This is a genomic window from Marinactinospora thermotolerans DSM 45154 (assembly GCF_900167435.1).
Taxonomy (GTDB): domain Bacteria; phylum Actinomycetota; class Actinomycetes; order Streptosporangiales; family Streptosporangiaceae; genus Marinactinospora; species Marinactinospora thermotolerans.
The window spans coordinates 55,091-69,162 of the sequence record NZ_FUWS01000014.1; the positions used below are offsets into that span (position 1 = coordinate 55,091).

At 72.7% G+C, this 14,072-nt stretch carries 10 protein-coding genes; 3 read left to right on the top strand and 7 right to left on the bottom strand.

Features of this window, described 5'->3' with window-relative positions:
- Positions 1 to 42: 42 nt before the first annotated feature.
- Positions 43 to 522 (top strand): cation:proton antiporter regulatory subunit, encoded by a 480-nt coding sequence (locus tag B5D66_RS21950; RefSeq protein ID WP_078763702.1) that lies wholly within the window; start codon positions 43 to 45, stop codon positions 520 to 522.
- Positions 523 to 525: 3 nt separating this feature from the next.
- A complete protein-coding gene (locus tag B5D66_RS21955; RefSeq protein WP_078763703.1) occupies positions 526 to 1,671 on the top strand; it encodes a cation:proton antiporter in 1,146 nt (381 codons plus the stop codon).
- A gap of 41 nt (positions 1,672 to 1,712) precedes the next feature.
- Here B5D66_RS21955 and B5D66_RS21960 read toward each other — a convergent pair whose 3' ends face one another.
- From B5D66_RS21960 to fdh, 6 genes are all read right to left on the bottom strand, one after another.
- On the bottom strand, positions 1,713 to 2,888 hold the full coding sequence (locus B5D66_RS21960; protein WP_078763704.1) for a zinc-dependent alcohol dehydrogenase: 1,176 nt from the start codon (positions 2,886 to 2,888) through the stop codon (positions 1,713 to 1,715).
- Entirely contained in the window at positions 2,885 to 3,349 is a 465-nt protein-coding gene (locus B5D66_RS25565) for a hypothetical protein (protein WP_159457301.1), read from the bottom strand. The genes B5D66_RS21960 and B5D66_RS25565 overlap by 4 nt, the downstream gene beginning before the upstream one ends.
- A 103-nt stretch (positions 3,350 to 3,452) precedes the next feature.
- Positions 3,453 to 4,301, bottom strand: a complete 849-nt coding sequence (locus B5D66_RS21965) for a putative RNA methyltransferase (RefSeq protein ID WP_200813752.1) — start codon at positions 4,299 to 4,301, stop codon at positions 3,453 to 3,455.
- Between the two features lie 149 nt (positions 4,302 to 4,450).
- Complete coding sequence (gene nrfD, locus B5D66_RS21970) at positions 4,451 to 5,530, bottom strand: NrfD/PsrC family molybdoenzyme membrane anchor subunit (RefSeq protein ID WP_078763706.1); 1,080 nt, start codon at positions 5,528 to 5,530, stop codon at positions 4,451 to 4,453.
- Positions 5,527 to 6,378: a 4Fe-4S dicluster domain-containing protein gene (locus B5D66_RS21975; RefSeq protein WP_235001162.1), complete on the bottom strand. Its 852-nt coding sequence runs from the start codon at positions 6,376 to 6,378 to the stop codon at positions 5,527 to 5,529. The genes nrfD and B5D66_RS21975 overlap by 4 nt, the downstream gene beginning before the upstream one ends.
- A gap of 88 nt (positions 6,379 to 6,466) precedes the next feature.
- On the bottom strand, positions 6,467 to 9,742 hold the full coding sequence (gene fdh / locus B5D66_RS21980; protein ID WP_078763707.1) for a formate dehydrogenase: 3,276 nt from the start codon (positions 9,740 to 9,742) through the stop codon (positions 6,467 to 6,469).
- A 214-nt stretch (positions 9,743 to 9,956) separates the two neighbouring features.
- Between fdh and ctaD the strand changes: the two genes are divergently transcribed.
- Positions 9,957 to 11,618 (top strand): aa3-type cytochrome oxidase subunit I, encoded by a 1,662-nt coding sequence (gene ctaD, locus B5D66_RS21985; protein WP_078763733.1) that lies wholly within the window; start codon positions 9,957 to 9,959, stop codon positions 11,616 to 11,618.
- A gap of 66 nt (positions 11,619 to 11,684) precedes the next feature.
- Here the strand turns inward: ctaD and treY are convergent, their stop codons facing one another.
- Positions 11,685 to 14,042, bottom strand: a complete 2,358-nt coding sequence (treY, locus tag B5D66_RS21990) for a malto-oligosyltrehalose synthase (RefSeq protein WP_078763708.1) — start codon at positions 14,040 to 14,042, stop codon at positions 11,685 to 11,687.
- Between the last annotated feature and the right edge of the window lie 30 nt (positions 14,043 to 14,072).

Below are 14,072 nucleotides of genomic sequence, written 5' to 3' on the forward strand. Positions count from 1 at the left end.
CGCGGGCACGTTGCGCCCCGGCCGGGCGGGCAGTAGGCGGGCATGGAGGTCACCGAGGTGCTGCTCCCCGGCGTGGGGATCCGCTACGAGTTCGTCACCGCCGAGGGGGAACGGGTCGGCGTCGTGGCCCACCGCGACGGCGGGGCGGAACTGGTCGTCTACGCCCCGTCCGACCCCGACGAACCCCGTTCCCTGGTGCGCCTGGACCGCGAGGAGTGCGAGGCCGTCGCCGAGATCCTCGGAGCGCCCCGGGTGGCCGAGCGCTTCGCCGACCTGGCCCGTGAGATCCCCGGGCTGCGAACCGGTCAGACGGTGGTGTCCGCGGCCTCGCCGTTCGCGGGCCGCCCCCTGGGACAGACCCGGGCCCGCACCCTCACGGGCGCCTCCGTGGTGGCGATCGTGCGCGGAACGCAGGTGATCGCCTCGCCAGGCCCCGAGCAGGTGCTGCGCGCCGGTGACCGGCTCGTCGTCATCGGCACCGACACGGGCATCGCCGGCGTCGAGGCCCTTCTGGGCGGTTGAGCCGTGCCCGAATCGGCCGCCCTGCTCATCGAGTTCGGAGCGGTGCTGGTGGCCGTGAGCGGGTTGGCGGCGCTGGCGCGCCGCTGGGCCTTTCCCGCCGTCCCGTTGTACCTGCTGGCCGGGTTGGCGCTGGGCGAGGGCGGGGTGCTGCCGGTTCCCGCGGTCGGCGAGTTCGCCGGGCTCGTGGCGTCGATCGGGGTGGTCCTGCTGCTGCTCCTGCTGGGGTTGGAGTTCTCGGCGGCGGAGTTCACCGACAGCCTGCGCCGGCACCTGCCCTCGGCGTTCGCCGACGCGCTGCTCAACGCCGTTCCCGGCGCGCTGGCGGGGGCCGTGCTCGGGTTGGGGTGGCAGGGGTGCCTGGCGCTGGCCGGGATCACCTGGGTGTCCTCCTCGGGGATCGTCGCCCGGGTGCTGGGCGACCTGCGGCGCCTGGCCAACCGGGAGACCCCGGCGGTGCTGTCGGTCCTGGTGTTGGAGGACATCTCGATGGCGGTCTACCTGCCGCTGCTGGGTGCCGCCGTGGCCGGCGCGAGCTGGGGCGGGGCCTCGCTTGCGTTGGGGACGGCGTTGTCGGCGGTCGCGTTGGCGCTGTTCGCCTCGCACCGGCTGCGCTGGCTGCTGGGACGGCTGTTGGACACCGGGGGCTCCGAACAGTTCCTGCTGCGCGTGCTGGGGTTGACGCTGCTGGTGGCCGGGGTGTGCGAGCTCGCCCACGCCTCGGCGGCCGTGGGCGCGTTCCTGGTCGGTCTGGCACTCAGCGGCAACGTCGCCGATCGCACGCGCAGGCTGGTCGAGCCGCTGCGGGACCTGTTCGCCTTCGTGTTCTTCCTGGCGATCGGCCTGTCGATCGATCCGCGCGATTTGCTCCCGGTGTTGCCGGCGGCCTTGGCGCTGGCGGCGGCGACGGCCCTGACCAAGGTCGCGACCGGTTGGTATGCGGCGCGGCGGGACGGGGTGGGCGCGCGCGGGCGGTGGCGCGCCGGGACGGCGCTGATCGTCCGCGGGGAGTTCTCGGTCGTGGTGGCGGGGCTGGCCGCGAGCGTGGAACCCCTGCTGGTGCCGTTGTCGGCGGCCTACGTGATCATCCTGGGCGTCGTGGGGCCGGCGGCCAGCTACCTGGCCGGCCGGCCCTCTCTCCACCGGGGCTGACCCCGTCCCTCCCGGCCGGGAGGGACGGGGCGGCGCCGGGGTCACCCGCCGGGGCGCAGGACCGCGCGAACGCACCCGTCGGTCTTGTCCTTGAACATCGCGTAGCCGCGTGGCCCCTCGTCCAACGGCAGCAGGTGGGTGAGCAGGTGGGCGGTGCGGATCTCTCCCCGGTCCATCCGCTCCAGCAGGTCGGGGATGTAGCGCTGCCCGTGCTGCTGGCCGGTGCGCAGGGTGAGCCCCTTGTTCATGACCGCCCCGATCGGGAACTTGTCCGCCAGCCCGCCGAACACGCCCAGGACCGAGACCGTCCCGCCCTTGCGGCAGGCGTGGATCGCCTCACGCAGCGCGGAGATCCGGTCGGAGGCCAGCCGTACCTGCTGCTTGGCCCGGTCGTAGTGGTACTGCACGCCCTCGCCGTGCGCCTCCATGCCCACCGCCTCGATGCACACGTCGGGACCGCGCCCGCCCGTGCGCTCGATCAGCTCGCCCAAGACGTCCTGGGTGGAGTAGTCGATGGTCTCGGCGCCGATGTGGCGCCGGGTCATCTCCAACCGTTCGGGGAGACGGTCGATGGCGATGACGCGTTCGGCGCCGAGCAGCATCGCCGCCCGGGCGGCCATCTGTCCCACTCCCCCACATCCCCACACCGCGACGACGTCGCCGGGGCGCACGCCGGCCAGGTCGGCGCCCATCCACCCTGTTGGAACGGCGTCGGAGGCGAAGACGGCGGCCTCGTCGCTGAGCCCCTCGGGGACGGAGAAGGCCCCCTGGTCGGCGAAGGGCACCCGGACGTACTCCGCGTGGCTGCCGGCGTAGCCGCCCATGGCGTGGGAGTAGCCGAAGATGCCGGCCGGGTTGGACCCATACACCAGATCGGGCACCCCGGGTGTGGTGTTGCTGTTGTCGCACAGCGACCACAGGCCCTGCTCGCAGTACCAGCAGCGTCCGCACCCGATGATCGAGCAGACGACGACACGGTCGCCGACGCGGTGTCGGCGCACGTCGGGGCCGGTCTCCACGACCGTGCCGAGGAACTCGTGGCCGATGATGTCGCCCGCGCTCATCGCCGGGATGTACCCGCCGAGCAGGTGGAGGTCGGATCCGCAGGTGGAGCTGAGCGTGACCTCCACGATGATGTCGTGACGGTTGAGGATGCGCGGGTCGGGGACCCGCTCCACGGTGAGCTCGTTGACTCCCGTCCAGCACAGCGCCCTCATCGCGGCAGCCTCCCCCGGGAGCGGTGCGCGGCCGAGCGCAGCAGGGTCCCGGTCGCGGTGCGGCGGCCCGCGGGCTGCCCCTCGACCGTGGTGACCTCGCCGACCTCCAGGAGCTGCTTGGCCTCGCGCAGGGCCGTGGCGACGGTCTGTTCGGGGTGGCGTCCCATGGTCCGGGCGAGCCGTGCCCGGCCGCGCGTGCCGTCACCGGGCCGGGCCGCCAGTTCGGTTCCGCGGCCTCCCGGTGCGGGGCGCACCCGGGTGCGCACGGCGTCGCCGAGTGCGGCCAGCGGTTCGGGCGGCCGTCCCGCGGGGGCCACCTCCTCCACCGGCCGGTTGACGGTCACCACCTGCCAACGCGGCCGGCGGCCGTCCGTGCCGCGGTCGCGCGACCGGCCGCTCAGGAGTACGGCGACCCCTGCGGCCCCGAACGCCGCCAGGACCAGCTTGGCGCTCTTCTCCATGTGTGCATCACCTCGCGGGCGGATCTCCAGCCGGGTGGAACTCACGCGACTGGGCGTCCCCTGCGGGACGCGGTCCGTCCCCCGCTACCCCGGTGCGGGCGCTTCACCCCGCCTGTGGCGCGGGCCGGTACAGCGAGATCCGGAACGAGGCGGTGGTGGTCACCGGCTCGGGCAGGGCCGCGACACGGCGTCGCAGTTCGCCGGGGGGCAGATGGCGGGCGCTGGGGCCCATCTCGACCAGGGTGGTGGCGGCCTCGTGGGACAGCTCCAGTGTGGTGTCGAGTTCGTCCCGCTCCATTGGGAGGAACGAGCCCGCCAGCGCGCCCTCCAGGCGTTCCTCCTTACGGGCGTCGACCGTGACCAGGCCGAGTGCGCCGACCACTTCGGCCAGGTGACGCGCCGTGGGGGTGACCACGACGAGCCGGCCGTCGGGGCGCAGGACCCTGCGGAACTCGGCGCCGTCGCGGGGGGCGAACACGTTGAGCAGCAGCGACGCCGAGCCGGACCGGACCGGCAGGCCGCGCCAGGCGTCACAGCCGGCGGCGCCGGCGCGCGGGTGGCTCTTGGCTGCGCGGCGCAGGGCGAACTTGGACACGTCCAGCGCGAGCCCGACGGCGCGGGGGCGGCGCTCCAGGACGGCGGCGAGGTAGTACCCGGTGCCGGCGCCGATGTCGACGACGACCCCCTCGTCCCCGCCCGCCCCGGACGCGATCGCGGCGATGCGGTCGGCGAGGGGGGCGTAGTGTCCGGCCTGCTGGAACTCCACCCGGGCCCGCACCATCTCGGCGGTGTCGCCGGTGCCCGCGGACCGGTGGCCGGTGAGCAGGTTGACGTAGCCCTCACGGGCCACGTCGAAGGAGTGGGCCGAGACGCACCGCAGGGCACCGCCCTCGGGGGCCAGGCCCGCGCCACAGTGGGGGCAGGCCAGCGCGTCCAGGACGGGGGCGGGCATGCGCAGCCGGTCGAGCACGGCCGGGCGTCGATGGTCTTCGCTGCTGGTAGGCATGATCGCCGTTCACCCTATCCGGCCCGCGGCGGCGCCCGGTCCGGACGGCAGGCGGCGAGGACGCGGGGCGGGCCCGCTCGGGCGGGCCCGCCCCCTCAGCCCTGTTCGCCGCGTTGCGCGGGCACCCCGGTGCGGGCGTCGCCGGCGCCGTCCGCCGTCCCGGCGTCCCGGGCGTCGGCCCGGGCACGTTGCGGAACCACCGTGTACCTGGGATCGCGGGCCGAGGCGACGCCGGCCTGGAACACCCCGAGGCGGGTGCACAGCGATCCGGCGAGCAGCGCGACCCCCGCGGTGGCGGCCGCGGCGCGGCTGCGCCGTCCCAGCACCGTCCCCGCCGCTGCTCCGGCCAGGGTCAGGGCGGAGGCGGCGCGCATGAGGACGCCGGCGCTCCCGCGCCCGTAGGGTTCGGCCACCATGCCCATGCGGCGCCGCATCACCTGGGCCGCCCCGACCTCGAGGGCCGCCCCGAACAGGGCCGCGCGCCGCGCCGGGCCGGCCTGTTCGACCGGGGCGGCGAGCATGCCGAGCCCGCCCGCTGCAGCGGCGCCCGAGCCCACGAAGACGAACGGCATCTCGCGGTGGCCCTCGTGCCAGGCCGGTACCGCGGTGTCGCAGATCAACGGCGCGGTGTAGGCGGCCACGGCGGGTCCGAAGGCGGCGGCCCCCACCGCGGCGGCCCGCCCCAGGCGGGGGAGGAGACCGGTGACGTCGGTGACCGCCGCCGCGCCGGCCAGCGGCCCGTAGCAGGCCAGCAGCCAGGAGCCCACGCTCATCGGGGAGCTCGGCTTGAACACCCGCAGCATGTTGACGAACCGGGCCGGCCGGCCCAGGTCGTGGACGAGCGCGACGACCGACCCGGAGATGGCGCCCAGCGCGCCGATCTTCATCGCCCGGGCCAGGACCGGACGGCCGCTCAGTTCCGCGCCCGCGGCGAGGACCGAGGAGGCTCCCGCGAGCCCGCCCAGGAAGAGGTACCCCCCGATGTCGTAGGGGGCCCACACGATCTGGTTGAGGACCGGCTTGCCGTAGTAGGAGCGGAACTCCGCCTTCGGCACCATCAGGCGTTCGCCGCGTCCCCCGCGCCGGGGGCGCCGCCGACCGGCCGAGCCGGGGATGGCGTCGTGGTCGGGGCGGGCCCCACGGATGCCCTCCCGGGTCACCTCCGATGTGTTCACGTGCGCCTCCTCAGGAACGTCAGGGAAAGGCCGGCCAGCAGGGTCAGCGCGGCGACGCCGGCGTGCCGCCACATCGACGGCAGGTCGCGGGTGGTCACCACCGGGTCGGGGGGCAGGCCATAGACCTCGGGTTCGTCCAGGAGCAGGAAGAACGCGCCCGCGCCGCCGACCCCGTCGTCGGGGTCCTCGCCGTAGAGCCGGGCCGAGGCGACCCCCGCCTCGTGCATCGCCGCCACCCGGCGTTGGGCGCGCTCGCGCAGCTCGTCCAGTTCGCCGAACTGGATGGAGTCGGTCGGGCAGGCCTTCGCGCAGGCGGGTTCCAGTCCGGCGCCGAGCCGGTCGTAGCACAGCGTGCACTTCCAGACCCGGCCGTCGTCCTCGCGCTTGTCGATCACGCCGTAGGGACAGGCCGGAACGCAGTAGCCGCACCCGTTGCAGATGTCCTCCTGCACCACGACCGTGCCGAACTCGGTGCGAAACAGCGCTCCGGTGGGACAGACGTCCAGACAGGCGGCGTGGGTGCAGTGCTTGCACACGTCGGAGGCCATGAGCCAACGGAAGTCACCGCGCTCCTCGGCCCCGGTGGTGTCCCCCGGGCGGGTGAAGGAGGGCATGCCCAGGTCCGTCACCGTACCGCCGCGGCCCACCCCGCTCTCCTGGTGGCCCAGCGGGGCGCGCTGCTCGATGAAGGCGACGTGGCGCCAGGTGTCCGCGCCGAGCCCCTCGCTGTTGTCGAAGGACATGCCCGTGAAGTTCAGGCCGTCCTCGGGGACGGCGTTCCACTCCTTGCACGCCACCTCGCACGCCTTGCAGCCGATGCACACGCTGGTGTCGGTGAAGAAGCCCATGCGGGGCGGGTGCTCGTCGTAGCCGGAGCTCGCGGCCGGGTCCACGCCCCGCGCCCCGGTCCTACCCTGGCGTTCCATCACCATGGCCTCACACCTCCGTTCCGGTCAGGTCGGTGACGCCCGCGCGCCGCTGGTACCGGCGGACCAGGTCGATCCGCTCGGGACCGCGTGGCCGCCGGCCGGGCCTGATGTCGGCGGTGATCGCCTTCACCTCCTGTATGTGGGCGTTGGGGTCCAACACGATGGGGAACAGCTCGTTCGCGGCGTCGCCGGTGGTGTAGCCGTTGGGCCCCCAGTGGTAGGGCATGCCGATCTGGTGGACGACGCGCCCGTCCGCCCTCAGCGGGACCATCCGGTCGGTGACCAGGACACGCGCCTCGATGGCGTTGCGGGCGGTGATCACCGTCGCCCAACCACCGTGTTCCAGGCCGCGCTCGGCCGCGAGTTCCGGTGAGACCTCGCAGAAGAACTCCGGTTGCAGCTCGGCCAGGTAGGGCGTCCAGCGGCTCATCCCTCCGGCGGTGAAGTGCTCGGTGAGCCGGTAGGTGGTGATCACGTAGGGGTAGACCGCGGCGCCGGGCGTGCCGGCGTCGGGGTGGTAGCGGTTGTGGTCGTGCGGGTAGACCAGCCGGGTCGGACTGCGCTGCTGGCCGTAGAGCGGGTTGGCGAAGGGCGAGTCCTGCGGTTCGTAGTGGGTGGGCAGCGGCCCGTCCACGAGTCCGGCCGGCGCGTACAGCCACCCCTTGCCGTCCGCCTGCATGATGAAGGCGTCGGTGCCGGTGAGGGCCTCGGGGCCGCGGGCCCCCTGGGGCGGCCGGTAGTCCGGGGTCTTCGTCGCGTCGCCGTCGAAGTTGTCGTGGCCGGTCCACCGCCGCCGTTCGGGATCCCACCAGACCAGGGCCTTGCGGGGGCTCCACGGGGTCCCCTCGGCGTCGGCGGAGGCCCTGTTGTACAGGATCCTGCGGTTGGCGGGCCACGACCACGCCCACTCCGGGGCGATCCAGCTCTGCTCGGCGGCGGGCTTGCGGCGGGCGGCCTGGTTCACACCGTCGGCGCGGATGCCGCAGTAGATCCAGCAGCCGCAGCTCGTGGAACCGTCGTCGCGCAACTGGTCGTACCCGCTCAGCGGACGGCCGTCGGGGCCGTGGCCGTTGATCTCGGCGAGGACCGCCTCGGCGTCGGGCTCGCCGTACTGTCCGCCCTCCCCCTCCTCGTAGGGGTAGTCCCAGGTCAGGTCGAGGAGCGGACGGTCCATCGGGTCGGTGGACCCGGCCAGCCGTTCCCGGACGAGCCGCCCCAGGTGGAAGGTGAACCACAGGTCGCTGCGCGCGTCGCCGTTGGGCGGCACGGCGCGCGTGTGCCACTGGACCATCCGGTTGGTGTTGGTGAAACTGCCGGACTTCTCGATGTGGGCGGCGGCCGGGAAGAAGAACACCTCGGTCGCGATGTCCTCGGTGCGCATCTCCCCGGACTCGATCTCCGGCCCGTCGCGCCACCAGGTGGCGCTCTCGATCAGCGAGAAGTCGCGCACGACCAGCCAGTCGAGCTTGGCCATGCCCATGCGCTGGGCTTTGGAGTTGGCGGATCCGACCGCGGGGTTCTCCCCCATGAGGAAGTAGCCCTTGCAGGTGCCCTCGAGTTGGGCCAGCACGGTGTCGTAGGTGCTGTGCGAACCGGTCAGGCGCGGCAGGTAGTCGAAGCAGAAGTCGTTGTCGGCCGTCGCCGCGTCTCCCCACCACGCCTTGAGCAGGCTGACCATGTAGGCCTTCATGTCGGCCCAGTACCCCTTGTCCGGGGCGTCGTTGGCGATGGCGTCGTCCAACCCCTGCTGGTGGTGGGCGTGCGGCATCGGCAGGTAGCCGGGCAGCAGGTTGAACAGGGTCGGGATGTCGCTGGAGCCCTGGATGCTGGCGTGCCCGCGCAGCGCCATGATGCCCCCACCGGGGCGGCCGATGTTGCCGAGCAGCAGCTGCAGGATCGAGGCGGCGCGGATGTACTGGGACCCCACGGTGTGCTGGGTCCAGCCCACCGCGTAGCAGAACGCGCTGGTCCGGTCCCGGCCGGAGTTGCGGGTGAGGTGGTCGCAGACCTGCAAGAAGGTCTCGCGGGGAATCCCGCAGACCTTCTCGACCATCTCGGGCGTGTAGCGGGAGAAGTGCCGTTTGAGGATCTGGAAGACGCAACGAGGGTCGGTCAGCGTCTCGTCGGTGCGGATCTCCCCCCGGATCGCGGCGCCACCCGCTCCGTGCTGCTCGGCGCGGCCCGCCCCCTTGATCGCGTGGTCCTGTTCCGGCTCGCCGGCCTGCCCGGACGGGCGCCGGCCGCGCTCGCCCGAGGCCGCGGCGACGTTCGCCCCCTCGTACTGCCAGGTGTCGACGTCGTAGTCGCGGTTCTCCCACGAGAATCCGGAGAACAGCCCGTCGAGGTCCTCGGTGTCACGGAAATCCTCGGAGACGATCGTGGCGGCGTTGGTGAACGCCAGCAGGTACTCGCGGAAGTACTTCTCGTTCTCGATGACGTGGTTGATGATCGCGCCGAGGAAGGCGATGTCGGTACCGGCGCGGATCGGAACGTACAGGTCGGCCAGCGCGCTGGTCCGGGAGAAACGGGGATCGACGTGGATGACGACGGCACCGCGCGCCTTGGCCTCCATCACCCATTGGAAGCCGACCGGGTGCGCCTCGGCGTAGTTGGACCCCTCGATGATGATGCAGTCGGAGTTCTGCAGATCCTGCATGAACGTGGTGGCGCCGCCACGGCCGAAGGAGGTGCCCAGGCCCACGACCGTGGAGCTGTGGCAGACCCGCGCCTGGTTCTCGACCTGCACCACGCCCAGCGCGGTCAGCAGCTTCTTGATGAGGTAGTTCTCCTCGTTGTCCAGCGTCGCCCCGCCGAGGCTGGCGATCCCCATGGTGCGCGCCACCCGGCGCCCCTCGTGCTCCCACTCCCAGGTCTCGCGCCGGGTGCGCACGACCCGGTCGGCGACCATCTCCATGGCGGTGTCCAGGTCGATCTCCTGCCAGTCGCGCGCGTGGGGAGGCCGGTACAGGACCGTGTCCAGGCGGGAGGGGCCGGTGGTGAGCTGGAGGCTCGCCGATCCCTTCGGGCACAGCCGGCCCCGGCTCACCGGGGAGCCGGGGTCGCCCTCGATCTGGACGACCTTGCCGTCCTTGACGTACACCTTCTGCGCGCACCCGACCGCGCAGAAGGGGCACACCGAGTCCACGACGTCGTCGGCGGTCTCGGTGCGAGCGGTGAGCCCCGCGCTGCGCCGCGACTTCACCGCCGCGCCGTGACCGGTCCGGTCGGATCCGGTGACCTGCCGGTACACCGGCCAGGATTCGATCCACTCGCGAACGCCCATCGTCCCTCCTCGCCCTCGGCACCTGGTCCCCCGGCCGCTACGGACGACCGCGGGCGCCCGCTACCCGAGGGGCCGGGGACGAAACGGAAACCGCCCTGCCCCAAGGGTTTCGGACCGACGCGCAGGTTTGGGGAGGGGTGGGGCGGCTAGCGGAGGGACGTCCACACATCCCCCGAGCAGGGCCCGTCCCGGAGGAAGAGGCGAAGTGACGAGCGTGCAGGCCCGCCCCCACGGCGACACCCACCCGCAAGGCCCCCACCGCGCCGGCAAGGGGGCGGCCGTGGTGGCCTGGGTCACCTCGACGGACCACAAGATCATCGGCTACATGTACATCGCCACCGCGTTCGGCTTCTTCGTCGCCGGTGGCATCATGGCGCTGCTGATCCGCGCCGAACTGCTCTACCCGGGCCTGCAACTGGTGAGCCCCGAGTCCTACAACCAGTTGTTCACGATGCACGGCACGATCATGATGCTGCTGTTCGCGACGCCGCTGTTCGTCGGCTTCGCCAACGTGATCGTGCCCTTGCAGATCGGGGCGCCCGACGTGGCGTTTCCGCGCATGAACATGCTCGGCTACTGGCTGTTCCTGTTCGGCGGGCTCATCACGGTCGGGGGGTTCCTCACCGCGGGCGGGGCGGCGAGCTTCGGCTGGTTCGCCTACACGCCCCTGTCGGACGAGGTGCGCTCGCCCGGCACGGGCGGTGACCTGTGGGTGATGGGGCTGTTGGTGTCGGGGCTGGGCACGATCCTGGGCTCGGTCAACTTCATCACCACGATCGCGTGCATGCGCGCCCCCGGGATGACCGCCTTCCGGATGCCGATCTTCACCTGGAACGTGTTCTTCACCGCCATCCTGGTGCTCTTGGCGTTCCCGGTGCTCACCGCGGCGCTGGCGGGACTGGCCGCCGACCGGGTGCTGGGGGCGCGGGTCTATGACGCCGAGCACGGTGGCGCGATCCTGTGGCAGCACCTGTTCTGGTTCTTCGGCCACCCCGAGGTCTACATCATCGCGCTGCCGTTCTTCGGGATCATCACCGAGGTCATCCCGGTGTTCAGCCGCAAGCCCCTGTTCGGCTACAAGGGCATGGTGGCGGCGACCATCGCCATCACCGGTCTGTCGATGACCGTGTGGGCGCACCACATGTTCGCCACCGGCGCGGTGCTGCTGCCGTTCTTCTCCTTCCTGTCCTTCCTCATCGCCGTCCCCACGGGGATCAAGTTCTTCAACTGGGTGGGCACGATGTGGCGGGGCCAGCTCACCTTCGAGTCGCCGATGCTGTTCTCCATCGGCTTCCTGGTCACCTTCCTCCTCGGCGGCCTGACCGGTGTCATCCTGGCCTCCCCGCCGATCGACTTCCACGTCACCGACTCCTACTTCGTGGTGGCCCACTTCCACTACGTCGTGTTCGGCACCGTGGTCTTCGCGATGTTCGCCGGCTTCTACTTCTGGTGGCCCAAGTTCACCGGCAAGATGCTCAACGAGAAGCTGGCGAAGTGGCACTTCTGGACGCTGTTCCTCGGCTTCCACGGCACCTTCGGCGTCCAGCACTGGCTGGGGGCGCAGGGCATGCCCCGCCGCTACGCCGACTACCTGCCCTCCGACGGCTTCACCGCGCTGAACCAGTTCTCCTCGGTGAGCTCGTTCATCCTGGGCGCCTCCACGCTGTTCTTCCTCGCCAACGTCTGGATCACCGCGCGGTCCGGTGAACGCGCCCGGGGTGATGACCCGTGGGGGTACGGCAACTCGCTGGAGTGGGCCACCTCGTGCCCGCCCCCACGCCACAACTTCACCTCGCTCCCCCGGATCCGCGACGACCGTCCGGCCTTCCGCCTCCACCATCCCGACGCCGGCCGGGACAGCGAAGCGGTCGGCTGAGCCCCGCACGGAGCCGGGGCCGGCCTCCGGGAGGCGCCCCGCACGCCGTCCCCGCCAGACCGGTCCTCATCGGCGGAGCAGCAGCGCCACCGGATAACGGTCCAGCAGGTCGGCCAGGAGGGGGGCCGCGAACCCGTCGGGATCGGCCTGGATCTCGCGCCCGGTGAGCAGGTCGCCCCAACGGCCCGGCCCCACCGGCAACGGCAGGACCGTGTCCCGCCAGCCTCCCGCCCTCTCCAACCCCAACGGCAGCCGCGTGGCGACGGCGACCACGTCGGGCGGGTGGATCCGGTCGCGTCCGCGTGCGAACGCGACCGCGTGGCGGGCGGACGGCCCCTGGGCGGCCAAGGGCAGATATCCCTCGACCGGGTGGTCGCGGCGCAACCGCAACGCCGTACGGACCACGTGCATCTTGGCCGCCCCGCTGTGGTCCACCTCGGGCAGCCAGCCGTCCTCCAGCTTGGCCAGCAGCTCCTCGCGCAGCGCGTAGTCCACCGGGCGCCGGTTGTCAGGGTCGACCAGTGACAGGTCCCACAGCTCGCTGCCCTGGTAGACGTCGGGAACCCCGGGGCCCAGAAGCTGGAGCAGCTTCTGGCCGAGCCCGTTGGAGTATCCGGCCGGGGTGATCCGTTCGGCGAAACCGGTCACCTCCCCCGCCAGAACCGGGTCGGCGAACACCCGCTCGGGCCAGGAGGCCACCTCCCGCTCGAAGCCGGGGTCGGGTTCGGTCCACGAGGTGCGGAGCTTGGCCTCCTTGGCCGCCTTCGTCAGGTAGTCGCGCAACCGTCCCGAGTCGATCGGCCACGCGCCGAGCAGCGTCTGCCAGGCCAGCAGGTTCAGCGACGGCTCGCTCAGGCCACAGCGCCCGCTCCAACGGCGCACCGCCGCGGCGAACTCCTCGGGGATCTCGGAGAGCACCGCCAGACGGGCCCGCACGTCCTCCGCGCGCTTGGTGTCATGGGTGGACAGCGTCGTCATCGTGTCCGGCCGCGACGCCGCGCGGGCGGCCGCGCGGGCGTGGAACTCCGCGCTATCCACGCCGAAGCGTTCGGGGGCGCCCCCCACCTCGTTGAGCGCGACGAACCGGGTGTAGCGGTAGAAGGCGGTGTCCTCGGTGCCCTTGGCCACGACCATGCCGCTGGTCTGCTGGATCCTGCGGGCCAGTTCACCGCGGGGCTCGGCCCGTACCCGACGGTCGATCTCGGCGAGTTCGGCCGCCAGGTCGGGACGGGCCGCGCGGGCCCCTCCCAGCGCGCGCCCCCACTCGGCCGCCCCCTCGGGCAGATAGGAACGGTAGACCGGGAAGGCGACGAGGAGTTCGACGACCGCCGCACGCGCCCGTCCCGGGTCGGCGCCCTCCAGCAGCGCCGCGATCCGGCGGACCTCGGCCCCCAGCACCCGCGTGGCGACGTGGCGCCGGCAGTCGGCCTCGACCCGCGCGAAGTCGGTCTGGCCCCCCCTCTCCTCGGCGAGGCGGGTGAGCGGCCCCTCCGCGGCGGGATCGACGAACAGCCCGCACACCTCGCGCAGCGCGTCGTACCCGGTCGTCCCGTCGACCGGCCAGGACGCCGGAAGGGACTCGTCGGGGGCGAGGATCTTCTCCACCACGATCCAGCCGGGGAAGTCCTCGCGCAGCCGGCGGGCGTAGCCGCCCGGGTCGCTCAGCCCGTCCGGGTGGTCCACGCGCAGTCCGTCGACGTCTCCCGCCGCGGCCCAGCGCAGGATCTCCCCGTGCGTCGCGGCGAACACGTCGGGCTCCTCGACGCGCACCGCGGCGAGGGTCGCCACGTCGAAGAAGCGCCGGTAGGTCAGCTCCGAGCCGGCCCGCCGCCACGACACCAGCCGGTAGTGCTGGCGTTCGTGCGCCAGCCCGGGGTTGTCCCCCGGCGCGTAGCTGCCGGGAGCCAGCGGGAAACGGTGCTCGTAGTAGGTGAGGCAGTCGTCCGCGATGGCGAGTTCACCCAGCGCGGCCTCCCCTCCGTCGCCGTCGTCCGCCAGAACCGGCAGTAACAGCGGGCCGGCCGACCAGTCGATGTCGAAGAAGCGCGCGTAGCGCGACCGGGGTCCGTGGCGCAGCACGTCCCACCACCACGGGTTGGCCGCGGCGTCGGCGACCGACATGTGGTTGGGCACGATGTCGACCACCAGGCCCATGCCCAGCTCGCGCAGCCACCCCACCAGCGCGCGGCGCGCCCGTTCCCCGCCCAGCGCGACCGAGACCTGGGCCGGATCGACCACGTCGTAGCCGTGGGTGGAGCCGGGGGCCGCCGTCAACAGCGGAGAGGTGTACACCGCGCCGACCCCCAGCCGGTGCAGGTAGTCGGCCACCCGCGCCGCGTCCCCCAGCGTGAACTCCGGCCGTAGTTGCAGCCGGTAGGTCGAGCTCGGCACCCCCGGTCCCACTGCGCGTTCCCTTCGGCTCACCGGCCCCTCCCCGTCCCTGCCGTGCGGCTC

Coding starts and splice junctions, on each gene's coding strand:
- B5D66_RS21950 (WP_078763702.1), top strand. CDS start 43: ATGGAGGTCACCGAGGTGCTGCTCCCCGGCGTGGGGATCCGCTACGAG.
- B5D66_RS21960 (WP_078763704.1), bottom strand. CDS start 2,888: ATGAGGGCGCTGTGCTGGACGGGAGTCAACGAGCTCACCGTGGAGCGG.
- B5D66_RS25565 (WP_159457301.1), bottom strand. CDS start 3,349: ATGGAGAAGAGCGCCAAGCTGGTCCTGGCGGCGTTCGGGGCCGCAGGG.
- B5D66_RS21965 (WP_200813752.1), bottom strand. CDS start 4,301: ATGCCCGCCCCCGTCCTGGACGCGCTGGCCTGCCCCCACTGTGGCGCG.
- B5D66_RS21975 (WP_235001162.1), bottom strand. CDS start 6,378: ATGGGCTTCTTCACCGACACCAGCGTGTGCATCGGCTGCAAGGCGTGC.
- fdh (WP_078763707.1), bottom strand. CDS start 9,742: ATGGGCGTTCGCGAGTGGATCGAATCCTGGCCGGTGTACCGGCAGGTC.